Source organism: Legionella geestiana (assembly GCF_004571195.1).
Taxonomy (GTDB): domain Bacteria; phylum Pseudomonadota; class Gammaproteobacteria; order Legionellales; family Legionellaceae; genus Legionella_B; species Legionella_B geestiana.
In genome coordinates this window covers 238,254-262,084 of record NZ_CP038271.1, presented here as the reverse complement: position 1 = coordinate 262,084, position 23,831 = coordinate 238,254, and the positions used below count along the sequence as shown (strand labels likewise).

The following is a 23,831-nucleotide window of genomic DNA, read 5'->3' as shown; positions in this document are numbered from 1 at the left end:
CTGAGCATCGCGAAGCCCGGTATCGGATGATATTCGAGGCCGGGAGTACGTTTATGCATCCATTCCCGGGCTTATCAGCCCAGGCTACTTCTTACACCTGATGTAATAGGATGACGTAGGCCAGGCTGAGCATCGCGAAGCCCGGCATCGGATGTTATTCGAGGCCGGGAGTACATTTATCCATCCATTCCCGGGCTTATCAGCCCAGGCTACTTCTTATGCCTGATGTAATAGGATGACGTAGGCCAGGCTGAGCATCGCGAAGCCCGGCATCGGATGTTATTCGAGGCCGGGAGTACATTTATCCATCCATTCCCGGGCTTATCAGCCCAGGCTACTTCTTATGCCTGATGTAATAGGATGACGTAGGCCAGGCTGAGCATCGCGAAGCCCGGCATCGGATGTTATTCGAGGCCGGGAGTACATTTATCCATCCATTCCCGGGCTTATCAGCCCAGGCTACTTCTTACACCTGATGTAATAGGATGGTGTAGGCCAGGCTGAGCATCACGAAGCCCGGCATCGGATGTGATTGGCCGGATGTACTTTCAAGCATCCATTCCGAGGTTTATCAGCTAAGCGATGATCTAAAAATATGTCTCTGCGCTCATTCCCCGCTGTTTGGCAAGTTCCTGTAGGGTATTTGCGCTTCCAGCAAGGATTCATGCATGCTGCAGAGAATATTGCCGAGCCGGCATGAAGCGTTTGGATTTTTATGATGAGCCCGCATGATTTGGGCATGCTCTTTAAGTGCATCTTCAACCAGATTGAGGCAATCAGCAAATGTGGTTGTCTCATTGAGTCTATGAATCAGCCTTTCTGCCATTCGTACTTTTTTGGTTGTGAGTGCTTCGTTAAAAAATAACGAAGGCTTCGCTTTTAACTTTTGGTTTTGCGACTCACGTTCGCCGCGAGAATCAATATAGCGATGAAGCTCTGAGATATAGGCGTTTTTTCTCTGGTCGGTGATGCGATACTCGTCATGGCTCCTTTTTATTAAGTCATACTGAGCCTTCATTTTTTCAATGCGGCTCGCTTTTCCTTTCAGTAGCGCCTGGGATGGAGCTGAATTTTGTCCGCGTTCCTGAGACAGCACTTCATTGAACATTTTTCCCTTTGCAACCAGTGGATTGGATGAATGTGGCAATTCTTTTTTTAGTATCCCTTTAAGCATGGTGGTACTGACATCGAGTGCTTTGTCAATTTCGCGTGTGCGCACCAGTTTTTGTGTGCTGTCGAAAACAGGCAGAGCCTGCTTTAGGCCATGAAGGCCTAGAAGATTACGCCAGACTTTTCCTTCAGCAGTATTCTCATCGTTCACGGAGGGCTTTAGTAAGCTGTCAAAATTAGTATTGACTACAGTGGTTAAATGGTTACTAAGAGCGGCCAGATACTGGGGTTTTAAATTGATATAGGTTATCCCGTTGGTCGGCTGTTGAAGTTCGTTATTCATCTCTGCGCTCGCGAAATTCAGATTCACATCGCTCGTCTGAACCACGGTACCATCATCTTTGACTTGTTTGATATTGAAGTGAGTTGAATTTCCAATGCGTTGTAGATAGAGCGTCATCGCTTTATTTTTGTCATCGCCAAGATTATTACATAACGCAACATCATACCCACAGGCAACGCCTCTTAAAACGGGGTTTACTGAGTTACGAGAGGTAAAAAATGGCGCTGCTTCATTCGTTGCATGCGCGATTTCCCCGGCCTCACTCATGTTATAAAATCGAAGATGACTTTCACGAAGCACTTGATAAAAGCTTTGAAGGTGTTGCAGATTCGCGACAAAAGGAAGCGATTCTGGAGTCATCGTGTCAAAGTTTTCTCGATTTTCAAGCATGGCTTCCACCGTTGGAAGGCAGTATTTTTGATAATAATCTTCTGGTGGATTTAAAGTATCTGCAATGAATGTTTTTAAAGAGTGAGCGATGCCATCCTCTGCCGTTGTTCCGAGGGCGGTTTGCAATTCTTCCAGTGAAAATTGCGAATCAACAAACTCCAGCATTTTTTTGTAAGCCGCTTCGGTGATAAAAGGGTGAACGAGGGATTTAATGTCTTTTGCCGCAGCGTTTCGTATTTTTTCAGCAGCACTTTTCACGCTGGATTCTGTTATGGCTAATGCTTCCAGGTTTTCCCGGTTACGCGAAAGACCATCGATGTAACGTGTTACGATTTCCTCTTGATTATTTTTTACGAGCGTTTCCGCCGCCTCTACAGTCAGACTGGAGGGTTGCGCCATACCAAGTTGAGTAAGCATGGTTTGGATTTTTTGAAGATGATGCTTTCTATCAGGGTGTTCTGGGTTAAGTTCCAGCGATAAAATTTGCCGCAATACGGCATTGCGATTTTCATCCGTATTGTCATGGCGAAAAACTTGCAGGGCGCTAAAAATGGTTTCCTTGTGTTCAACTTTCGAAAGCGCGATATAACTGCATAAACCTTCCATGAGAATTTTAAGTTCTGTATTAAGATGCTGTCTCGTATTTTTATCAATAAGAGCTATAGGATTTTTAAGGGCTGCTGAATAGTATTTGTCACGAATCTCTTTTAATCCGTTTGCCTCTTTCAAGATACCCATTCCAAATAGTTTTTGAGCGTTATCATGCTCGTTAACCGTCTCAAAAGGGATGTCCAGCACTTTTTGGTAAAATTGGGCGCGTTTGGATTCGGCATCCCACATTTCTTCAACATCTTCATCTTCATCAAGGTTCTGCGGTTTCCTTTGCAGATTCTCGAGGCGCTCCTCGACTTCCTGCCGGGATTCTCTGGCAGCGATACTTTGAAAGATTTTTGCAGCCCAAAAGGCAAGCCAGGCAACAACCCGAGCCAGCAGAGGCAGCGGGGTGCCTTTTTCTATCTCAGATTTTTTAGTATTCAGCGTGTCTATGGCCTTTTCGAGGACGCCATAAAAGTCTTTTACCGTCAGATTAAACTGGTAGGCGTTCGTTTTATTAATCGCATCGAGGGTGTTAAAAAGGTAGGTAATGACTTCATCAGACAGCTTTTCATCATCGACTTCATGTAACGCATCTCGATGACTTTCAATCCATAAAAGAACATTGTCGGCAAGTTCCTGTGCGAGCTTGTCGAGATAAACCGGCTTAAACCTTCTTAATGCCTCATGATAGTCGGCTTGATAATCATCCTTGTTAAGCTCCTCATCCCCAAAAAGACACTGTACGCCTTTTTGTGTAATCAGGAAGAAGTTCGGCGTTTTGTGGGGATTCAAGCCACGATTTCGGCCATACGCCTGAATGATGTTGGCAGGATTTGCGAGAGGATTTTCCTGACTGTGTGCAAGGACTGCAACCTGATGCAGGTTAGGGTCGTTAAAGCCCGCAATTTTTGTATCGGTGCAATAGAGTGAAGTAATCCCCATGCGAAAGAGATTATCGGCATTAACGAGGGTATCCTCTTCAGAACGAACCGGTGTAAAAACGGCCTCTTCAGCCCTGGGATTTAATGCCTCAACAGCGCGTTTGGTGCGAATTTTTGGGGTGTACGCCGTGTCAGCATTGCTGATACCAGTGCCGTGAGTTTCTTCTCTAAAACCGTTAAACACCTGTCCAGGCTCGATGGTTTCGTTTTTTTCAACCTGATTAAAGGCATATTTTTTATAATGTTTTTTCGCGAATTCATGCAGCCGGGTTTTATTGTTTTGATCTAATACATCAAACAATCCGGCATCTGCATACCAGTTGTCGGTAATACGCTGGCCAATAACTGGTCCAAATCTTAATCGGTCTTTAACGCCTAGTAAAAGAGGAATCAGTTCCTCAGTTTGCGCGGGCGTTAATCCTCGCGGATTTGTGTCTGCATCGTACACAAGCAGCGAGCGAAGATAATCTTCAGTCATTTCTGAAGCTTGCGCGCTGAGCTCCAGATAAAAGGCGTTTAAATCCGTTTTACGCCGCTCATCGAGGTATTTGCCGCCAAAATTTTGCAGGATATCGGTCAGATTATCGCGGCCATTAGCCGCTTTTGAGGCCATAATCGACAAAGCAAGGTCGATTATGGCATGTTTGCTGTTTTCGAGGGGGGCACTCTTAAGGCCTTCAAGGATTTCATTTCTAAGCGTTATAACTTCTTCGTCACTGCAGCCAAAACCGGCTTCATTATTCACCTGACGGATATTTTCAAGCAGTCCACTGGAAAACTGTTGGTAACAGCTTGCTGCATACTGGGTATAGGCACTCTCATCTGGAGTGACCCCGGATACCTGTAAAAATTTATACGTGTTATCCCGCTCAAAGAGATTGCCGTTGGCATAAAAGCGCTGGTTAAAACCGGGAAGTGCCTGCGTGCCTTCAGCAAACTGTTTTGTCAATAAATCCAGGTTGACGACGTCTTCAAAATGGTTAGCGCAAATCAGGGTTTTTCCCTGAAAGGCTGAGGGCTGTACCGCCCATCGAACCGCCCGGCGCAGTCTCTGTTCAGGTAACTCATTGCCAGGGTCGTTTTCATTTGCGCTCTGTGGAACCTCGCGCAGATTGGTGTGGTAGAGATACGCCTCAGCAAAGGGCAGGGACGCATCAAAACCCGTTTGCCTGTCGAAAAGATCGGCCATAAGCCTGTTGCGGTTGGATTGACCATCGAGGTTAGACCGACTATGAATTTCTTCGATTGATTGTGCGGATTTCGCAGTGCTTTGCACGCGTTCTGCATACCCTCCAGCGACTTTTTCTGCGTTGCTCATACTGGCAACGGTGGCAAGCTTCGTCTGAGCATCGTCACCAGAAGCCAGTGATGACAATGCAGGGGTAGGGGTAGCTGTCAGGAACATGGTGGTTTTTTGTCCGGCAATGCTGCGGGCTTTCAAAAACAAATCTTCCTGGTCGGCAATCAAATGCGCTTCGTCAAAACTGTAGAAGTCTGTATTATCGATATCAGGCGTATTTAACGCATCGTCAACAGAGGTAATGCGAATCTGTTGATGGTATCTCTCCAGAAAACCGGTTGGTAAGAGGCGCGTCAAATCCAGTCTGAACTGCTCAAGAAGGCTTGCCGGTACTGCGAATGTTGCTCGCTGACCTGACAGGGCAAGTACCTGCATCCATAAGGCTTGTGTAAATGTTTTACCCGAGCCGGTCGTCAGGGAGACCAGCATGTTATCTTCGAAACCGGGCCTTCCAATATTTTCAATAATACGCCCAAGGTTAGTGATATGCAGTTCGTAAAGGTCTATTTTATCCGGGCCACCAAACGGAGTCCCCATGGCGTCTGATACAGAGAACGCTTCCTCTCGAGGGTAGAAGCGTACGGGAGAGTGACTCGCGATTATCTGTGCCAAATCCTGTCCTGAATAATCGGTTATTCCTTTGAGTTCAGGTAACTCGGAAAATTGTGGCTCAGTCACCGTGAGAGATATGCTGCCATCTTCATTAGCCAATTTAGAAAATCGGATAGTACACCCCGCAAGGGTAAGCTCGACGGTATCCTGTTCATTTGACGCTTTAATGGCAGACAGCGCCTGTTTTTTTAGCGTATGCAGGCAAAGATAGGAATAAAAGACGCTTTTACCGGCATTAAGAATAGCTGTTCGTTGTTCAGAGGTGAGCGTTGGCATGATAAGTCACTACTCCAGGATAGTCAGTTGGACACCTACTTTAATATGGTTATTTTAGACCGTTATTATTAACCGATTATTAAGGTGCTTCGGTAACACCTTTCATTGAGGCAACAGGGCGGGCATTATTGGCAGGATGTGCTTTAGGCATCCATTCCCGGACTTATCAGCCGAGGCTGCTTCATAGGATTAATTTAACAGACCATGCCGGGGATTATGGAATGCTCGAATTCAATTGCTTTTCCAGCCGCCGCCAGAGCAGTAAAACGCTTGCCAGCGCGCTGAAAGACATGCCGAGCCACATGCCGCTTCCCTGTAACCCATGCATGCGGGAGAGCAGCTGGCCGAGGGGGAGCGCGATGCCCCAGAAGCTGATGATGGATACCATCAGAGTAAAGCGGGTGTCGTGCAGGGCGCGCAGCGCGCCAAAACACACGATGCGAGCAGCTTCTGCTAACTGGAAAAAAGCCGCGAGCAGGAAGAATTGTCGGGCAATGGTTAAAAGTGAGGCGTTTTCACGGTCGCTCAGGGAAATATCGAGCCCAATCAGCCAGTCGGGCGCAAAGACATAAAGAGCCCCAACCAATAGCATGAACGTCACCGCACTTAAAATTCCAGCCTTGACAGTCCGCTTTGCCGCAAGAACGTCTTTCTCACCAAGCAGGTGCCCCATGCGAATCGTAACCGCCTGAGCCAGGGCAAAAACCACTGCCATCATCATTCCTAAAAACTGCATTACAATCTGGTTGGCAGCAAGAAAAGTGTTCGATAGCGTGCCCATGTAGAGCGCCAGCACAAAGAAAAAGCCAATTTCAAGCGCATACATTAAGCCCATCGGCAGACCAATGCGTATCAGCTGGCGCAGCATGCTTTGCTGCCCGCTCTGAAGCAGGGGCTTTATGTACACTCGGTAGGTTTTGTTGAAGAAAATATAAAGCGCAAGCCACAAAGTCGTCAGCCAGTAACTGGTGGTCAGACCCCAGCCAATACCAGACATGCCAAGCTCTGGCAGTCCCAGTTTGCCAAAAATAAACCCATAATTGGCGATAATCGCCACCGGTACCCAGAACAGGGTAAAAACCATGGTTACGCGCACATGCCCAAGTCCTGAAAGAAACTGCAGCAGTACGAGCATTAAAAAATCAGGCAGCAGCCCAAAGGCGAGTGCACGCAGATAAGGTTCTGCCATCGCGACCACGGCAGCGCTTTGCCCAAAAAATCCAAAGACTGGCGCGAGATTCCAGAGCAGCAGGAACATTGGCGGAACGAGAAGCATGGCGAGCAGAAGGCCATCACGCAGTACGCGTGCCACGCCGCTTATATCCTGTTCGCCGTGTTTGCGTGAGACCAGCACGCTGACCGAGGTGAGTCCTCCCCAGAGGATGACCATCAGTGTCGCAAAAAACCAGCCAACCAGTGAGCCTGCGGCAATGGCGTCTTCACCAAGGCGTGCCAGAAAAAACGTCGAAAAAAAGCTGATGGATGACTCTACGAGACCGGTCATTACAAGCGGCAGTGCCAGACGCAGCAGGGGGGCTGCATCGCGTCTCCAGAAAGCTGCCGCCTGTATTTTTGGCATGCTTCAGCCAGCCGCCAGTGTATCTGGAATGCGGCTTGCGACTTCATGTGGCAGAAGCAGCCAGTAGTATCCCTTGTTTTTCATGCGACCAGCGATAGAGGTGGCTTTCCTGCCGCTACCCCAGTAGACATCGCCTCGAACCAGTCCTCGAATCGCGCCGCCCGTATCCTGAGCAATCATTAATCGCCGGAAGGGTTTTTCATCTTCTGAAGCCATATCGGGATGGGTGGTATTCAGCCAAAGTGGTGTACCCATTGGAATAAAGCGTCTGTCTACTGCAAGTGAGTAGCCAGGCGTCAGTGCCACGCCCTGAGAACCATATGCCTCGGCCTGATTTAAAATTCTGAAGAAGACAAAGGACTTATTTTGATGCAATACACGGTTCATCTCGCCCGGGTTTTCAGTCAGGTAGCGACGTATCCGCTGCATGGACGCGTTATCACGGTTCATGATGCCTTTATCGATGAGCACCCTGGCAATGGAGGTGTAGGGTGCGCCGTTTTGTGCGGCATATCCGACGTATATGCGCTGGCCATCTTCAAGTTTCACCATTCCAGAACCCTGAATTTCAAGAAAGATGCGATCGATAGGGTCTTTAAGCCATAAAAGTACGCGTGCAGACTTCTTGATGGCACCGTTATCGATGGCATGGCGGGTGTAATAAGGCACAAGTGTTTTGTGCGCAAAACGCCCGACAATGCGCTTACCCTTCAAATCAGGCGAAAATGGTGTCAGGTCAACGCTGATTAAGTCATCTGGTATGGCGTATAGCGGAACAGAGTATTTGGCAGAGCGCTTAAGGCTGCCCTCAAGCAGGGGCGAATAATACCCGGTAAAAAGCCCCTCTACCGGCAGTTCAACGGGAGAAAACCAGGTTTCAAAAAAGGCTTTCGCACGTTCCTTATCCACATTCTGCAGGGCCATCGCCGCCTTACAGGCCGGATGCCAGTCTCCGGCTTTGAGAGGTATTGGCGGGCTGCCGGTTTCCTTCTCAGGCGCCTGGCGCAGAAACACGGAGCATGAGCGCTGGAAGGCCTTGAAGGACTGGACATGATTGCTGCTGTCCCAGCCCGGAAGCTCAGTGAAACTGACCTGTTTCGGAGTCTTCACCACAGGTGGTGCAGACGGCCTGTAGGCATAAAAGATTATAAGGCCTGCGAGCAGGATGAGCAGCAGAGAGATAAAGGATTTCTTATTCATAGGTGGGCAATAATTACACGTTATGGGATCAATTGCAACATTTTTATGCGTGAAGCTAAAATAACCCCTTGATTAAAAATAGTTAAAAAATTGCCAGTACATCTTCAGAAGCTGGTCCCCCGAGAATAGACTCGCTGTTCCCGCGGCAGCAAGGAAGGGACCAAAAGGAATGGGCGTGCCCTCTGGCTTTCGCGAAAGCTTAAGCCAAAGCATGCCAAAAACGGCGCCTGTAAAGGCTGCGAGCATCAGAATAAGCTGTAACTGCATCCAGCCAAACCATGCACCGAGAGCTGCAAATAGTTTAATGTCACCTCCACCCAAACCCTCACGATGTCGAAAAAACCGATAAAGTCCGGCGATGCTCCAGAGAGCGAGATAGCCGCCTGCCGCACTGCATACCGCCGTTTGAAGGGGCACAAACAAGCCATTCAGGTTCGCGATAAGGCCTGCCCAGAGTAGCAGCAGTGTCAGACAATCCGGTAACAGCTGATGTTCGATATCAATCACTGTCAGCGCCAGCAGTATCACGAGAAATCCTGCAGCAAAAAGTCCCTTCAGACTGAAACCAAAGGCGTACAGTGCGGCCAGTACCAGTAAGAGTGTGGCAAGCTCCAGCAGCGGATAGCGCCATGAAATGGGTGTCTTGCAGGCAAAGCAGCGGCCCCTCAGTAAAAGAAAGCCTAACAGCGGGATGTTCCAGTATGCCGGTATGGTAGTGGCACAGTGTGGACAGAAGGAACGCGGTGTAAAAAGGTTCAGCGTTTTCCGGGAAGTTTCAGGAAGGCCACAGAGCATTTCACACTCTGCACGCGTTCGCGCTTCAAGCATTTGAGGCAGCCGCCAGACAAGAAGATTTAAAAAACTGCCTGTGATTAGGGCAATGACGCCGCTTAGGATTACGCAAAACACGGGATATTGCTGCAAAAGCTGTGCAAACATGTTCAGATAATCCTCCCAAGAGTGAGAACCGGCAGATACAGTGCGACTACCAGTCCGCCAACCAGGAGTCCAAGAATAGCCATGATGAAGGGTTCAATCAAGTTGCTTAAGATCTCAAGCCGATGTTCGAGATGGGCTTCGAGCCATAGACCAGCTTCATGAAGGCTTGATTGTAAGGTACCGGCGTCTTCGCCGGTTCGCACCATGACCAGCAGATGCTCCTCAAAAAGACCGGATTTCTGCATGCTGGCCGAGAGTGACTCTCCACGTTGAACAGCGCTTAAAATCCCTTTGATACCTGTCTGAAAACGGCTGGTGCGCGTTGTTTGAGCGATGTCTTCAAGGGCATTTGAGAGCGGAATACCGGCTCCCATTGTGGTCGCAAGCAGGCTTGCCAGTCGCATGCCGGCAAAACGCGCGAAGAGTGGACCTGCGCCCGGAACGGCAAAGCCCATGCGTTCAGCGGCAAGGCACACGCGCGGATTTTTACGAAGCATCATAAGACTTGTACATACACTGAAAAGGCCCGGGATTATCCAGTGTTTGAATGATGGTCCTGTTAGAAAATGCGAAAATGACACAATGGTGCGCGTGGGCAGAGGCAGCTCTGTGCCAAAGTGTGCGAACATGCGCTCAAATTCTGGCACGACAAAAGTCAGCAGTCCCACACTGACCACAAACGCAATAATCATCACGGTGACTGGATAGGCAAGCGCTTTTACGATGGCACGGCGCAGTCGTTCGGTTTTTTCACGTTCGGTGGCGATGCGGTCAAACATCCCGGCCAGTGTGGCCGAACGCTCACCAACCTGAATCAGGCTGCAGCTTGCCGCATCAAAGCAGTGCGGATGCGCGCGCATCGCTTCAGCAAGTCCCATCCCACGGCTGACACAGGTGGAAAGTGTTACAAGCAGCTGTTTGAGTGTATTGTTGCGCGTGGCAGCACGCGTGAGCTCAAAAACGGAAAGGAGCGGGATGCCGCCTGCAAGCAGGGTAGAAAACTGTCGACACAGACGGGTAATATCGCGTCCTTTCAGGCGGCGAGCGAAAAATGGATGGTGTGTCTCTTTAGCGACACGCAGCAACAAAATGGAACGGGCGGCAAGCTGCTCACGCACATCAGTAAGGCTGTGTGCAAGAATGGCGCCCCGCATCCGTCCGTCACGCAGAGATATCCCTTTCCAGTAAAAAAGTGTGAGGGAGTGGGATTCATTAAGCATCAGCGGCTTCCTCACCCGTGACACGGTAGAGCTCCTCGGCAGTCGTTACCCCCGCCCGCACGAGTATGGTACCGGACTTGTTAAGAGATAACATGCCGCACTCGCGTGATAGCGCCTGCAGTTTGAGGGTATTATCACCCCTGAGAATAGCGTCTCGCAGTGTGTCATCGAGGTTCAGCACTTCAAAAATACCGGTTCGTCCCTGATACCCCTGATTGCACCGGCTGCACCCCTGGGCTTTAAATGTCCCCTCGGTGTCTGGTATTCGACAGTGCACGCAAAGCACACGTACCAGACGCTGCGCAATCACAAGACTTAAGGATGTCGCCAAAAGCCATGCTGCAATGCCCATGTGCTGCAGACGAACCAGCGATTCAGCAGCACTTGTGGTGTGCAGCGTGGAGAGCACAAGATGCCCGGTGTGCGCCGCTTTGACAGCAATCTCAGCAGTTTCACGGTCACGAATTTCTCCTATCATCAGCACATCCGGGTCCTGGCGCAGCAGCGCGCGCAGTACGGTGGCGAAATCGAGGCCAGTCTTTGGGTTAATCGCGACTTGATTAATGCCATTCAGGAGAATTTCTACCGGATCTTCAACCGTTGCGATGTTGCGCATTACGGCATTTAACCGAACGAGAGCGGCATAAAGCGTAATGGTTTTGCCACTGCCGGTGGGGCCCGTTACGAGTACAAGCCCCTGTGGTCTTGAAAGTACGCGCTCTAACAGCACAAGCTGTTCTGGAAGCATGCCAAGGGCATCCAGCGGCAGGCTGGTGTTCCCCTGTTCAAGGAGCCTCAGAACGACTTTTTCACCATGAATCACGGGACAGGTACTGACACGAAAATCCGCTGGTTTTTCATTTGCAGGCTGCAAACGGTAGCGCCCATCCTGAGGCAGGCGTTTTTCGGAAATATCAAGGTTTGACATTATCTTAAGCCGGGAAACTACGCGTGGCGCGAGTGTTGCCGGCAGGGTGACAATTTCACGCAGCAGGCCATCAATGCGAAAACGTACGCGCAATCCATCCTGAAAGGGTTCAACGTGAATATCGGAGGCATTCATCGAAAGCGCAGAAGTGAGCAGGGTTTCAACCTGTTGCACCACATCCGCGTCATGACCATCCATGAGGGCGTCTATCATTTTTTGGACTTGTAAGGCATTCCTCGCGCGACTATAACGCAGGCCTCGAAAAATTGCACGACTTTCAATGAGGTGCGCTTTCATGGTAGGAATAAGAGGCCGGGTGCTTTAGGAGAGTATGATGGTTCAAGGGAATGTGCAGTCTGTGCTGGCGGCAGACGGTGACGAACGTATTGATAACAACCGGTTGTTATTCAAAAAATACCTGTTGACAGTTGCTGGCGGCTGGCTTCGCATCAATAATCTCTTTCCCGATAATCGCTACACACTTGCCGATTATCTTTTTGATAACGAACGCATAATTATCGATTTTTCACGCCTTGAACCATCCCGGCGCGAGCGCTTCCTGCGCTGGTTTTTAACGCCGCATGAAGAGGATGCCAGTCGATTTTATCTTAGTGCCGTCGATACCAGTGAATACCGGGGCTATACGGCCGAGGTGGCGCTTAGTTACTGGGGGCGCATTAAGAACTGGCTCCTTTATGGAAAGCGCACCCGTCACTGGCAACTGGACTCACTTTCTCTTTCCATGGATTACCAGCTTACAGGCATGGAAGTCGATGAAGGTGAGCAGGGGCTTCTTGTGGGACTCAATCAGACCCGTACGCCCGCAGGGGATGAAAAATACCGCAATCCCGCCGAAAACTTTGAAAGCGGTGTAACAGGCAATACCAAACGCGTGTATCTCACGGATGCAGTGATTGATGAGCTGCTTGAGCGTGATATTCACACGATGGATGAAGAAGCGTTTCTTACTATTCTGGATACTCCCCATCCGCTGTCAATTCCGGTTGCCTCCGATGAGACACGCTGGCGATTGATGCGTGAATGGCGTGAGGGTGAGTTTTTTGTTACACCGCTCTTCTGGTACCAGCGTCTCTGGCGCTGGATTGTCAGTCTTTTTACCGGGGGACTGACGGTGACGCCAGCCTCTCCCGAGCAGAATACCTCCTCAGAAGAGCAGGGCAGCGAACTGCATCAGCTTGCACTCAGTGATACATTGACCGTGTCCCAGGTATCCGATCAGTCGACCCTTTCTGTGCGTGAAATGCGCCCTGAAATTGACCGGTTTGTGTTTTCAGGTGGAGGCTCGAAGCTTTTCGCTCACATTGGTGCCTGTAAAAGGCTTCATGAGCAGGGGATTTATCCTGTCGCTTTTGCCGGGAGTTCTGCGGGCGCCATCATGGCGCTGCTCAGTTATCTTGGATATTCGGCGGATGAGATTCTTGAAAAGTTTCGCGTAATGCGTCAGGACCGGCTTGTCAGCTTTGACAGGATGGACAGAAGCGGTATTTCTGATACCACAGCTCTCAAAGCCGCTCTTGACCTCCTCATCAGCTGCAAGGTAGTGGAGCTTGTAGAGCGCTACCAGCTGCACGCAAGTGAGGAAGGGCGTTTTTTTCTCGAATCGGAGGTCTTTAGGGACGGACAAGTGACGTTTGCGTCCCTTGAAGCCTTAAGGGTTCGCTGTGAGGGTAGTGGACTCGGTGAAAAACTCGCAGTGACCGCAACGAATGCCGAGCTGCGCGCCACGCGCTATTTTTCCTATGAAACCACACCGCACACGGAAGTCAGTGAGGCAGTGAAAATATCTGCGAGCATTCCTGTAGTCTATAAGCCAACGATTTTTGATGGGCATCTGTATTGCGATGGCGGGGTCCTCAGTAACGTACCGACTGAAGTGTTTCGTGATGAGGGTGAAACGTTTCTGGAATCCGATGGCACATCCCTGCGGGTACTCGTACTGCAGTTTGACAACGGGCCTGAGCGCAGCGCCCTCTATCGTTTAGGCGAACGCGTCTACCGCGAGAGCTGGCTCGTTAATCACATCTACCAGTTTTTAACAGGCGTTCTCGACCCGGCCAGCGGCTGGGAGCAGGATCGCATTAAGTTGCGACGCCACGCACTGCAGACCATCCTCATGGATGTGGGCTATGTTTCCGCCACACAGTTTGACCTCTCTCATGATTTGCGACAACAGCTCGTTGAAAGCGGTTACCGCGCGGCTGAATCATACCTCGAAGCTCGCATGGGCGACAGTCCCTGTGGCGGGGGAGAAGTAATGATGGCGAGTTTTTCCTGTGTAGAGGAACTGCTCCTCTGGTGTTGCTGGCGTAAAAAGCCTGATTGCTTTGAAAAAATAGCAGAAAGCCACTTTGCGAGAACAGTCGATGCGAACTGGCTGCAGATGCTTAGAGCGCGCTTTTTTGTGCATGCCGGGGCCATGAATGACTCAGATGAGGAGCCGCTGTCGAACCATGATGTGCTGACCGAGCCGCCCATGTCCAGTCAGTTTCGGTTTCAACCACAGGTAACGCCTGTACGTGCGCTGCCCGTCAGAGGTTATCTCGGAAATCTCCGCTTTTTTAATGTGGTATACCCGTTACTCGGCGATATCATGGACGCACATTTTACGGTTGCCGCTGATGCGCAGGCCTTCAGACAGGCGCGTCATGCGCTTTGCCTGAACGACCCCTGCGTTCCCCTCTGGCAGACACTCTCAGAGGTTAAGGGGGATACGCATATCGTGGTGTACCTGTTGCGCATGCTCCTGCAGGCCTGGACTAATCATCCGACAGAGTCCGTCATTGTGTACCTGCAAAACCTTCATAACGCGCTTCATGAAATGCCTGTACAGGCCATGCCAATCGTTTTTGCACGCTGGTCGCTAAGCCGCATGCAGTGTGAAACGCTCCTGAAGTGCCTTCCTGATATGAGGGCGATTATTGAACAGTGTTCGGGTTTCAGGGAAGATTTTGGTGTGAAAGCCCCCGTACCGCCCGCACGGCGATTTACGCCTCCCCAAGTGAGTGCGCCCATCGATATTCCCATCCCTGAGAACTTAGAGGATAATGGCACAAAGAGTTTTGGTTTCGGAATATAATGCGTCGCGATTTGCATCCATGGTACCTGCAGCAGCTCGGGATTGAACGCTGGATTTTACGCACCTCAAAGCCTGCGGCTTCCTCAATGATTGCCGAGGACCTGGATGCCCTTGCAAGGGAAGTTGCCGCCTGCACGCGTTGTGCGATTTCCGCGTGTCGCACGCAGACTGTTTTCGAGCGCGGCAACCCCAGGGCGCGCTTGATGGTGATAGGCGAGGCACCTGGATTTTATGAAGACCGGGAAGGAAAGGCATTTGTGGGGCGGGCCGGCCAGCTTCTTGATGCCATGCTCGCGTCCATCGGCATGGATGAACAACAGGTTTACATTGCCAATATCCTCAAGTGCCGCCCGCCAGATAACCGTGACCCAACGCCCGATGAAATCGCGGCCTGCACCCCCTTTTTGATACGCCAGATTGAAACGGTTAAACCGGCATTAATTCTTGGGCTTGGGCGTTTCGCCGGGAATTTTTTGTGTGCGTCAACGCTTCCCATGCATCGTTTGCGTGAAAGTCTCCATCACTATCAGGGAGTGCCTTGCCGTGTGACGTTTCATCCAGCCTATCTGCTGCGAAACCCTCAGGATAAAAAAAAGGCATGGCAGGATTTAGGCCATGTACGCAGCATTCTGGACACTGCTGAATGCGCGCCTGTCGCGGTTTAAGCCTCATCGAACTTGTGTGTGTGCTCGCTGTAGTCGCGCTCATAAGCCTGTTTGCATTTCCTGCATTTATGCCATTAACGGCGCAAACGCGACTTACCCTGCGCGTCAATGCTCTAACGAGTGCCGTGGCGCTTGGCAAGAATCTCGCCATTACCCATGGTGAAACCTACGCATTACTTGCGCTCACGAAGAATGCCGACTGGTCAAAAGGGTTCACACTGGTACGGGGTAGCAGCCTTACCGAAGGAGAGCCCGTAAGGCGCTGGACATTCGCCGTGAATGAAGCTGACATACGCTGGCAGGGCATGCAGTCAAAAAACGCGTTGATATTTAATGCGCATTTCAACCAGAACATCTGCAATGGCCGTTTTGTGTTGAAAGCCGCAGGCCACACCCGCACCTTGATAGTCAATCGCTTCTGTCGCATGCGTTTGCAAAAAAATGACTATACTGAACCAAAAGGCTCATAAGGCTCGCTTGCGAGGCGCTCATGAACAACATATTCCACTCTGTGCTGATAAAGTGTCTAATTGGGTTACGCCTGATTCTTGGAATCATCATCGGGGTGTTATGCATTGGATTTTTGTTACAGTTTGTCAATAACGCCAGCCACTACACCCTGACCAACCTGATACTGCAGATTGAATCACGCTATCTTGGACATCTGATAAACCTTGTGCGCGAAGCCATTCCCACGCGCTTTTGGGGAGTGGATTTTAGCGCGCTTTTCACTGCTGTTATTTTCATGCTGATCTCTGATGGAGTGACACGCTTTACAGACAATATTCAGGTGTCACACCAGCGACGGCTGATTGAACAAGACTACAGTGCCTGGCGCAACACGCACAGGGCGCAGATTGGCAAGAAGGCGCTTCAGGAAATCGATTCACGGTTTAAAGGGCTGCAGCAGGCATCTGGAAAAGACAGAAAACGCCTGCTTGAAGAATTTATCCATATTAAGGGACAGCTTGATTCGATGGGGCAGCAGCTCGCATTTCTTGCAATGGACGTTGTGGACTCTACCGGTATGAAGCGCGATGAAGATAAACACGTCGCTGCCTGGGATTTTGAGCGCTATAACCTTTTGGTCAATCAATGCCTTTCGGAGAATGGCGTTGTCAAATTTGCGATGACACCGGATGGCATCATGAGCTGCTTTCGCTCGGTAGATGATGCGGTATCCGCAGCGCAGTGCGTATTAGCGAGGCTTGAAAACTTTAACCGCGAAGAGCGCAAAATGAAAACGCCTTTTCGTGTGCGTTTTGGTATCAATGCCGGGTTTGTGTATATCGATGAAGATACCCCGCTTGAGCAGGTCAGCGACAGGGTCATTGACATTGCCGGTCACATGCAAAAACACGCCCAACCCAATGCCATCAATATCGCCGCAAGCGCGATTGAACCGCTCAAAATGCGGGGCGGGTTTGAAGAAACGGCAAATATCATTGATGAACAGCGTGTGTATGTCTGGTCTGGAAAGGGTTCAGGGGTTGCAATGGATAACCGGGACAGCGCAAAATAACCCTTTTGCCCAAAGCCCCGCCCATGACGTTACAGGAAAAAGTGTTTCCGTTTTTTACGGAGATACCCGCACATACAGGTCTGGATGCCTGGCTCACCTGCCCGGATTCACTGACGGAGCGTCTTTACGCACGCGCTGGATGCGCACGACTTGAACTCCTTTCTCAAGCACTGGTTCCTGCGTCTTCATGGGACAGGGAATGCCTCGGCATTGAGGAAGAAACAGTGTTTCGTCGGGAGATACGCATGTGGGATGCAGCCAGTCCCTGCTGGTATGCCATGGCCGTCATTCCTGCCTCGGTGTGGGCTGCACACGCTCTTTTCTTTGACCGGTTACGCCATGAACCGATGGGGAAGCTGCTCTTTGCGCATAATGAGGTTCATCGTACGGAATTTAAGAGACTGGGCGTTTTGCTCGACTCTGAGGGGTATGCGCATATGAGTGGGGTCACGGCCACATCTTTCTGTATACGACCCGCACGCTTATCGGCATTCTCGCTGAGAGAAGGAGAGGGCTTTCACCTTCTGGAAGTATTGCTTCCGGGCCTTGAGAACTATACCATATGAACCCTTCAGCACTGTGTCGATTAATGCGCCTTGATAAACCCGCAGGCACCGTTCTCCTGTGGCTGCCAACGGCCTCAGCCTTCTGGCTCGCAAACCCCGAGGGCGTGCCAGTGTCACTCCTAATCCTTTTTTTCGCGGGCACCTGTCTCATGCGTGCGGCAGGGTGTGTGGTCAATGATATCGCCGACCGCCACCTTGACCGCTTTGTAGCGCGAACAGACAAACGCCCGCTTGCCAGCGGAGAAGTGGGGCTGTTACCGGCATTGCTGCTTTTATCTGTCCTTCTCTTCGCTGCACTCGGAGTTCTCCTGCAATTACCTGCAGCCTGTTTTCCATGGGCGCTTGCAGCGCTCGCGATTACATGGCTCTATCCTTTCTGCAAACGGTTTTTTCATGCCCCGCAGCTGGTGCTCGGATTGGCGTTCTCGATGGGCATTCCCATGGCATTTGTGGCATCAGGCGCACCCTTTAACCGCTTTTTCTGGCTCTTACTGTTTGCGAATACGCTCTGGGTCATTGCCTACGATACCCTCTATGCAATGGCCGACGTAAAAGATGATGTACGTGCCGGCATGCGCTCAACGGCACTGCTCTTTGGGAAGTATGACCGACTGATTACGGGCTTGCTCCTGATTGTGACTCAGGCGCTGTGGCTTTTTATGGGCGTTTTCCTGCAGGCGGGAGCGGGTTACTGGCTGGCATGGCTCGCTGCTTTTTTGCCCCTCGTAAGCCAGCTTTATCTGACGAAGGGGCGCAGGCCAGAAGACTGCACCCGCGCTTTTCGCATCAGCGTCTGGTATGGCAGCCTGTTGTGGCTGGCACTTATTCTCCAGATGCAGTGATTTGCAGCGTACCGCTCACGCCGAGTCCTCGAATGCGAGGCGTATACATTGATTCAGCAAACACCGGGGGAATGCCATACGTTCCGGCACTGATGGCGCGAATGCGATAAACAAGCGATTTCGCTGCCGTGTCAACGTACCCAAAAAAGACTACCCGGTCTTCACGCATATCGGCATATTCCATGTTTTCTGCTGTCACCGAATCGCGTACCACTTCAAAACCGCCGGGGAGTAAATCAACAAGTGCCACACTGCTGACAGGCTCTCCAGTCGCGCGAATCTGGATATGCACTTCAAGCACATCGCCATTCGCGGCCTGAGTGACGGCATTGCCTTCACTGTCGCGGTATTCACGGTAAACTTCAAGGCCTTCAACGAGGGGCTTTTCCGGGAGCCTTGTTGAAAATCCACTCTGACTGACCTGCCAGAATGCCTCTACCCCTTTTGGATTGTCAAAGTGCACACGGGTGGCATCAGGAGAGAGGCTCACAAACCCGGAGCGCGCCGCCGGGATGTGGCGCAATCCATCAGCGCGTGTTTCCGCGATACCGAGGTCAGCATCGCTGCCGGGGTTTGCTGAGTCGCCCATCGCACTTAAGGCAAGGCTTGTGTAAGCCGCTGTGAGCGTATTTACTTCTGCAAGGCCTAAACTTTTAACGAGCGACTCTACGGGCTTAAGACCTGCTGCATGTAAGAGGTCTGGGAAGTGGCGCGCGAGCAAATAATAATACTGCGCATTCGCTGCAGCACCGCTCATGAAGGAAAAATCATCTGGGCTTACCGGGGCTTGATGGTAGCCTGCAACCAGACGATTTGCCTCATCCGGGGATTGCAGCTCTTTGAGTGTGGCCGCCAGATAGACCGCGGTGATGTCCTTTTTCCAGTGCCATTCGGGGTGTGCATCAAGTGTTTCAAGGAGATGCGAGACCCACGGTGTAGTGACGATTCCGTTTCGCGTTAATACATAAGTGGCGTATGCCTGAAGTTTTGCCTGTTCTGCGGAAGCAGTTTCAGCACCTGCAAGCTCGCGCAGGCAGGAAAGGCCGCCGCTTATCAACGATTTGGGTACCGGAAGGTTTTTTGCGCCAGAATCGGTTAGGAAATGCATGGCATAGACGCTTGAGAACGGGTTACTGCTCGTATCTCCAAGGTTTGGCCAGTAGCTGATGCAGCCATTGGCAAGCTGGCGCGAGGCAAGGACGCCAAAGGCCTCAGAAAGGCGTTCAAGAGCCGATGCGCGTTCGTTTGATAACGTTGGGTCATCGAGCAGTGACAGTCGTGCAAACGCCTGGCTTGTAAGCTGTTCTGTACATCCCCACGGATAGGCTTCAAGAAAGCGCGCGAGCCCCTGAGTGAGAATCAGCGGGTTGGTGGAAATCGCAGCCTCGCCGTTGTAAAACGCTCGAAAATAGTGTGTTGATAAAGGCACTTCCAGCGCAGTTTTCCGGGTAAGCCCCATTTTTTCCGTGCGGGCATGGGGCATGAGCGGGCGGATGCTGAGCGAGGATTCCATGTGTGCCTGCGTGTCACCATGTTGAACCTCAAGGCGTACAGACGCGGTTCCTGGAACCCTTGATGCTTGCAGGCGGAAATGCACCACACCTTCTTTGCCTTCGTCAACGGGTAAGGTAATTTCAGCTGGAGAGAGCAGGGTAAGCCCTTCAGAAACGCTCAGGCGAACGCCAAGCGGCAGCTTTTCACCGGAATTTTTGAGATTATTCGCAATGGTGGCGCTAAGGTCAAACGTATCCAGAGGGGCCACGAATGTCGGCATGACGGGATTAATGACAAAATCGCCGCGAACAAGGGTCTGGGTTTCAGCGTTTCCTGCAATGTCGCTGCCAACGGCGACAGCCATGATGCGCAGGCTGCCGTTGAAGTAATCAGGAAGGAGCCACTCCAGTGTCCCGCCTTCGGGACCTGCTTCGAGCAGTCCGCTCCAGAAGGCAACCGGCGCTTCTGCGCGGCGGCGAAACGGGTTCAGGTGACCCGCAAGATAATCATCGCCCTCATCGCCACCAACGGCTGAGCGTTCGCGCGCATGTAAAAATTGCGGCAGTATTAAATCCACCGTCTGGCGCGTGAGCACTTCGAGCGCACGTTTCTGGAAGAAAAAGCCAAGCGGGTCTGGAGTGTGGTAGCGCGCTACCTGTAAAATTCCTTCGTCAACACCAAAGACAATCATCTGAGCGGGTTTATCGCTCTGGTAGTGCACCTTCAGGGTGTCTCCGGGACGCGCCGATTTTGCCGTATCAAGGCGAATATTGAGCGTCTCTTTATCATGGTTGACAGAAAAAGGAGCCAGCGCAAAACGCATGGGACTTGCAAAAAGTTCCGGCGAATTCCAGTCACGAAGAAAGATGACATTCACATAACCGTTGCCTTTAAGCGCTTCCGGCACACGGATTTTCTGAACAGATTCAGGTGTTTCCGTTTTAAACCACTGTACGGCCATAACCCGGTCGCGCTCAATGGTCATCACGCCACTTCCGGCATAGGGAGCATTGATCTGCAGCGTAATCTCCTCTCCCGGCGCATAGGTTTCCTTATCTGTTTTGAGAACCATTTCCGCACTGGTGTAATCGGTGGGCGCACCGGCACCGGCAACGCTCCAGTCGATGTGGTTCAGCACAGTGCGCGCCTTATCAAGAATGACCCATTGAAAGGTGCCTGGGGTATCTGTCGGCAGGCTGATGTCCATTCCCGCTTCCTTAAGGGCAAGGGGCATACTTCGCAACACCCGTGCTTCCTGAAGGGTCTGGTACTGCAGGTTTCCGTCAGCAGTTTTCACCAGTGTTGAAACGGGACGCCATTCGACAAGCTCAAGGGTTAAGCCTTCAAGAGCCGTTGGTTTGAGGGCCGAATTAACCGCGAGCAGATGTACCTTTCGCGGGGTGTTGGCATGAAGCAGTCCAAGCGCTCCATCGGCGCGATACCCCACAAAGGCCGAGAGCGGGCTTATCAGTGTTGAAACTTCCGTACTTACGCTTTTACCGCTGTCCGGTTCAAAGCCTTCTGTATAAAAGCGTGCAAACCAGATGGCGTTGCCAAATTGCTGAAAGTCGGGTTTAAACTCAGCCACGCCCTCGTCATTGGTGGTGGCTTCAGGGAGCGTCAGGCTGACGGTTTTTGGGTTGTCGCCCGGTTTTTGCAAAGGATTGGCGAAGACAAAATCAGGATATGCTTCAAACTGCACCGGTCGAGGCTCAAGCGTCATGCGGGCGGTGACCCGGCGATTGACGCCTGCGCCGCCATAGAGGTTTGCAAGGCGTACTTTAAGGCGCAGATCTTTTGGATTCACCCACCCCTCAGTGGCTGGCAGCGTTTCTGCACGAATGCGCATGCTGTCCGGTTCAAATTCCGCCACCCGCAGGCTCACGCTGCCAAGAAGGCTCTGGGAAAGGGCGTCTTTGGCAAGATACAGGTATGCGTCATACTGCCCCGTGGGTGAAGTTGGTGTTAAAGGGATGTCGAGCGTAAAAAAGCCATTGTTATCAAGTGCCAGTGCCTTATTGACCAGCAGCGTGCCGCGTGCATCGGCGACCTGAATTTTCAGCGGTACGCCTGCCGGTTGCGGCTGTAGCCATAGTTGTTTAACAATCGCACCCAGATGAATGGTCTCGCCCGGGCGATAGAGGCCGCGGTCTGTAAAAAGGTACGCGCTTAAAGACTCGCTTCCCTGATTGCCGCTGTAAAGGCCACCGGTATCAAACCGCGAAAAATTCAACTGCCGCTCGCCGCTGCTGAAGGGGATAAACGACACATCGTTTCCATTTTGTGCCAGATACACCACCGGCTCCTCGGCGTCTGTAAACTGCGTGAGAGGCGGAAAATGCGCATGACCCTGCGCATCGGTGCGACTGCTCGCAATCGGCAGCCCATTTTTACCGAGTACGGTAATATCGGCATTGGCAACCGGGCCGCCTTCGGTGATGGAAGTGGTGAGCACCTCATGTGAGCCATCCACATTGTCCTTAACAATGAGCCCCATGTCAGTGAGGAGAATCAGGCGGGTGGCCATGGCCTCAAGTGCCACGTTATTGACCGGGTCAAAACCCTGCGCGCGCAGGAGAAAAAGCCCCTGAAAACCCTTGCCGTCTTTTTTCAGATAGCGGTCAAAGTCCAGTGCGTGATACTGTAGCTTTGCAGGATTTGATGCGTCAAAAGGCTGAATTTCGCTAAATACTTCGCTGATGTTCTGAGCCCCAAACCAGGAGTCTACAAACGCCGGGTTCGACATGTCGCCGCGGGTTTGTGTGACCAGATGATTAATATCCCCTGAGCGCACGCGCGAAAGCTCAAACCGAACCGCAGGCAACCCGCGCACGGTTACAGAGAGCTTGCGCTCGCCGGCAAGCGCCATTAAAGAGCCTTTATGCAAAAAGCCAACTTCTTTGGGATAGGCAGGAACTTGCAGAACTGTCTCAAAAGGCCTTGAAAGGCTAAACCCGCCAAACGCTTTGAGCGGGGTATCCAATCGTACATAAACATAGCGCGAAGCCGGAGCATCGAACTGCCAGCCATGGAGAGTAGACCACGGATGGCCTGAAGGCTCAGGCGTCAATTGAACGGGAGTCGATTTTTCGAGTATTTCCGGTGTAACTTCTCCAGGCGACTGCCAGGCGTGTTGCGCATTATCAGGATCCCATGACACGTGTTCAGGCAAAAGCCACGCATGCACGGCTTTCTGCAAAGTGGCATCTTTTACCCCGAGTGTGGTTTCAAGCGTCAGTACCTGTCGCGGGACATCGTTTGCATCGCGAATAATGCGCGTATCCATCGCCTTTACGCGAAAATAGCTCGCTCTGTCCGGTACCAGCAGTGTCAGACGCTCAGGATTGGCGAGATGGGCATCGCTGCTGGCAGCAAGAATTTTATCGCTGATATCCAGTACCACAAAGCGCGGGCTGTCAGTGAGTTTAACCGTCTCAGAGCGCAGCCAGGCTGTGCGTCGAAATTTGTCATATTTCAGGGTGAAACTGAAGCGCTCTGGTTCTAGCGCGCTGTTCTTTGGAGTCTCTGTAAAGAGTTTCAGCGCTTTGGCAAGGCTTTCGGGATTGACAGGAAAATTAAAGTGCAGTGTTGCAGTAATGGCGCGCTCAAGGGGATTGGTTGGGTTTTGATACAGCTTGAAATCCTTAACGCGCACCTTCAGTGGCAGTGTTTTGAAATCGGCATGCAAAGAAGCAAGCTTAAGGCCGGGTGTTAAGAGAGAGGGGGTTAAATCGACAGTGAAGGCCGTTCCGGCAGGCCAGTCTTTGAGAGGCGTAAATACGAGCTCCGAGTCACTTTTCCAGCTCCATCTTCCCTCGTGCTCAGGGGAAAGGATAACGCCACGAGTAAGGACTTTACCGATATCCTGCAGCGGGGCCGCGGACTGTGCTGACTGGTCAGGGGCCTGAAAGCGAATGACAAGGGGCGCCGGGGTCAGTATGTTGTCTTTTATCAACGATTTTTCAGGAGGGGTAATGACCGCGCGTGCGAGAGGGGGCGTTGGCAGGTGCAGATAGCTGTAAAGCGCTCCACTAAAAAGTACCGTGATGCCCAATGCCAGCAGACTTTTTCGCGGGTTTTTGGAGATGGTATCCTTCAGGCGCGAGCACCATCGGGGTTTGGTCCATGAAATCTCGCCAGCCAGCGTGTGCCAGGTGGAGCGAATTGCTGTCAACGCACGGGCGAAAACGGATGATTTCATAATGAGTCC

13 protein-coding genes are annotated in these 23,831 nt (G+C 51.4%); 6 read left to right on the top strand and 7 right to left on the bottom strand.

All coding sequences use genetic code 11. The features are described from left to right. Positions 1-607: 607 nt before the first annotated feature. The 6 genes from E4T54_RS01095 to E4T54_RS01070 all read right to left on the bottom strand — a co-directional run bounded on the left by E4T54_RS01095 (position 608) and on the right by E4T54_RS01070 (position 11,732). Positions 608-5,569: a DEAD/DEAH box helicase gene (locus E4T54_RS01095; RefSeq protein ID WP_028387376.1), complete on the bottom strand. Its 4,962-nt coding sequence runs from the start codon at positions 5,567-5,569 to the stop codon at positions 608-610. Between the two features lie 214 nt (positions 5,570-5,783). Then, positions 5,784-7,148 carry an MATE family efflux transporter gene (locus E4T54_RS01090; protein WP_028387375.1) on the bottom strand — a complete coding sequence of 455 codons (1,365 nt, stop codon included), beginning with the start codon at positions 7,146-7,148 and terminating at the stop codon, positions 5,784-5,786. 3 nt (positions 7,149-7,151) lie between these two features. After that, the gene (gene mltA, locus E4T54_RS01085) at positions 7,152-8,348 is read right to left on the bottom strand and encodes a murein transglycosylase A (protein ID WP_028387374.1); all 1,197 of its coding nucleotides are present in this window, start codon (positions 8,346-8,348) and stop codon (positions 7,152-7,154) included. Positions 8,349-8,420: 72 nt separating this feature from the next. Beyond that, the gene (locus tag E4T54_RS01080; RefSeq protein WP_028387373.1) at positions 8,421-9,287 is read right to left on the bottom strand and encodes a prepilin peptidase; all 867 of its coding nucleotides are present in this window, start codon (positions 9,285-9,287) and stop codon (positions 8,421-8,423) included. A gap of 2 nt (positions 9,288-9,289) precedes the next feature. Continuing rightward, positions 9,290-10,507 (bottom strand): type II secretion system F family protein, encoded by a 1,218-nt coding sequence (locus tag E4T54_RS01075; RefSeq protein ID WP_028387372.1) that lies wholly within the window; start codon positions 10,505-10,507, stop codon positions 9,290-9,292. Beyond that, on the bottom strand, positions 10,500-11,732 hold the full coding sequence (locus tag E4T54_RS01070; RefSeq protein ID WP_051551064.1) for a GspE/PulE family protein: 1,233 nt from the start codon (positions 11,730-11,732) through the stop codon (positions 10,500-10,502). The genes E4T54_RS01075 and E4T54_RS01070 overlap by 8 nt, the downstream gene beginning before the upstream one ends. 34 nt (positions 11,733-11,766) lie before the next feature. Between E4T54_RS01070 and vpdC the strand changes: the two genes are divergently transcribed. Genes vpdC through E4T54_RS01040 form a run of 6 tightly spaced genes read left to right on the top strand, consistent with a single transcriptional unit; the run spans position 11,767 to position 18,127 of the window. Next, on the top strand, positions 11,767-14,532 hold the full coding sequence (gene vpdC / locus E4T54_RS01065; protein WP_081776827.1) for a Dot/Icm T4SS effector VpdC: 2,766 nt from the start codon (positions 11,767-11,769) through the stop codon (positions 14,530-14,532). Beyond that, complete coding sequence (locus tag E4T54_RS01060; protein ID WP_028387371.1) at positions 14,532-15,197, top strand: uracil-DNA glycosylase; 666 nt, start codon at positions 14,532-14,534, stop codon at positions 15,195-15,197. Before vpdC ends, E4T54_RS01060 begins: the two co-directional genes overlap by 1 nt. Continuing rightward, positions 15,176-15,667 (top strand): pilus assembly FimT family protein, encoded by a 492-nt coding sequence (locus E4T54_RS01055; protein WP_028387370.1) that lies wholly within the window; start codon positions 15,176-15,178, stop codon positions 15,665-15,667. The genes E4T54_RS01060 and E4T54_RS01055 overlap by 22 nt, the downstream gene beginning before the upstream one ends. A 20-nt stretch (positions 15,668-15,687) precedes the next feature. Beyond that, positions 15,688-16,719: an adenylate/guanylate cyclase domain-containing protein gene (locus E4T54_RS01050; RefSeq protein WP_051551062.1), complete on the top strand. Its 1,032-nt coding sequence runs from the start codon at positions 15,688-15,690 to the stop codon at positions 16,717-16,719. A 23-nt stretch (positions 16,720-16,742) separates the two neighbouring features. Next, entirely contained in the window at positions 16,743-17,285 is a 543-nt protein-coding gene (locus E4T54_RS01045; RefSeq protein ID WP_028387369.1) for a chorismate--pyruvate lyase family protein, read from the top strand. Further along, a complete protein-coding gene (locus tag E4T54_RS01040; RefSeq protein ID WP_028387368.1) occupies positions 17,282-18,127 on the top strand; it encodes a 4-hydroxybenzoate octaprenyltransferase in 846 nt (281 codons plus the stop codon). Before E4T54_RS01045 ends, E4T54_RS01040 begins: the two co-directional genes overlap by 4 nt. Here the strand turns inward: E4T54_RS01040 and E4T54_RS01035 are convergent. Next, complete coding sequence (locus E4T54_RS01035) at positions 18,108-23,822, bottom strand: alpha-2-macroglobulin (RefSeq protein WP_028387367.1); 5,715 nt, start codon at positions 23,820-23,822, stop codon at positions 18,108-18,110. The two genes, E4T54_RS01040 and E4T54_RS01035, sit on opposite strands and share 20 nt — an antisense overlap. Positions 23,823-23,831: the final 9 nt, after the last annotated feature.

Excerpts from the sequence above, each read along its gene's own strand:
- E4T54_RS01050 (WP_051551062.1), top strand. The coding sequence starts at position 15,688 with ATGAACAACATATTCCACTCTGTGCTGATAAAGTGTCTAATTGGGTTA.
- E4T54_RS01095 (WP_028387376.1), bottom strand. The coding sequence starts at position 5,569 with ATGCCAACGCTCACCTCTGAACAACGAACAGCTATTCTTAATGCCGGT.
- E4T54_RS01070 (WP_051551064.1), bottom strand. The coding sequence starts at position 11,732 with ATGAAAGCGCACCTCATTGAAAGTCGTGCAATTTTTCGAGGCCTGCGT.
- E4T54_RS01055 (WP_028387370.1), top strand. The coding sequence starts at position 15,176 with ATGCGCGCCTGTCGCGGTTTAAGCCTCATCGAACTTGTGTGTGTGCTC.
- mltA (WP_028387374.1), bottom strand. The coding sequence starts at position 8,348 with ATGAATAAGAAATCCTTTATCTCTCTGCTGCTCATCCTGCTCGCAGGC.
- vpdC (WP_081776827.1), top strand. The coding sequence starts at position 11,767 with ATGATGGTTCAAGGGAATGTGCAGTCTGTGCTGGCGGCAGACGGTGAC.
- E4T54_RS01060 (WP_028387371.1), top strand. The coding sequence starts at position 14,532 with ATGCGTCGCGATTTGCATCCATGGTACCTGCAGCAGCTCGGGATTGAA.
- E4T54_RS01080 (WP_028387373.1), bottom strand. The coding sequence starts at position 9,287 with ATGTTTGCACAGCTTTTGCAGCAATATCCCGTGTTTTGCGTAATCCTA.
- E4T54_RS01040 (WP_028387368.1), top strand. The coding sequence starts at position 17,282 with ATGAACCCTTCAGCACTGTGTCGATTAATGCGCCTTGATAAACCCGCA.
- E4T54_RS01035 (WP_028387367.1), bottom strand. The coding sequence starts at position 23,822 with ATGAAATCATCCGTTTTCGCCCGTGCGTTGACAGCAATTCGCTCCACC.
- E4T54_RS01045 (WP_028387369.1), top strand. The coding sequence starts at position 16,743 with ATGACGTTACAGGAAAAAGTGTTTCCGTTTTTTACGGAGATACCCGCA.
- E4T54_RS01090 (WP_028387375.1), bottom strand. The coding sequence starts at position 7,148 with ATGCCAAAAATACAGGCGGCAGCTTTCTGGAGACGCGATGCAGCCCCC.
- E4T54_RS01075 (WP_028387372.1), bottom strand. The coding sequence starts at position 10,507 with ATGCTTAATGAATCCCACTCCCTCACACTTTTTTACTGGAAAGGGATA.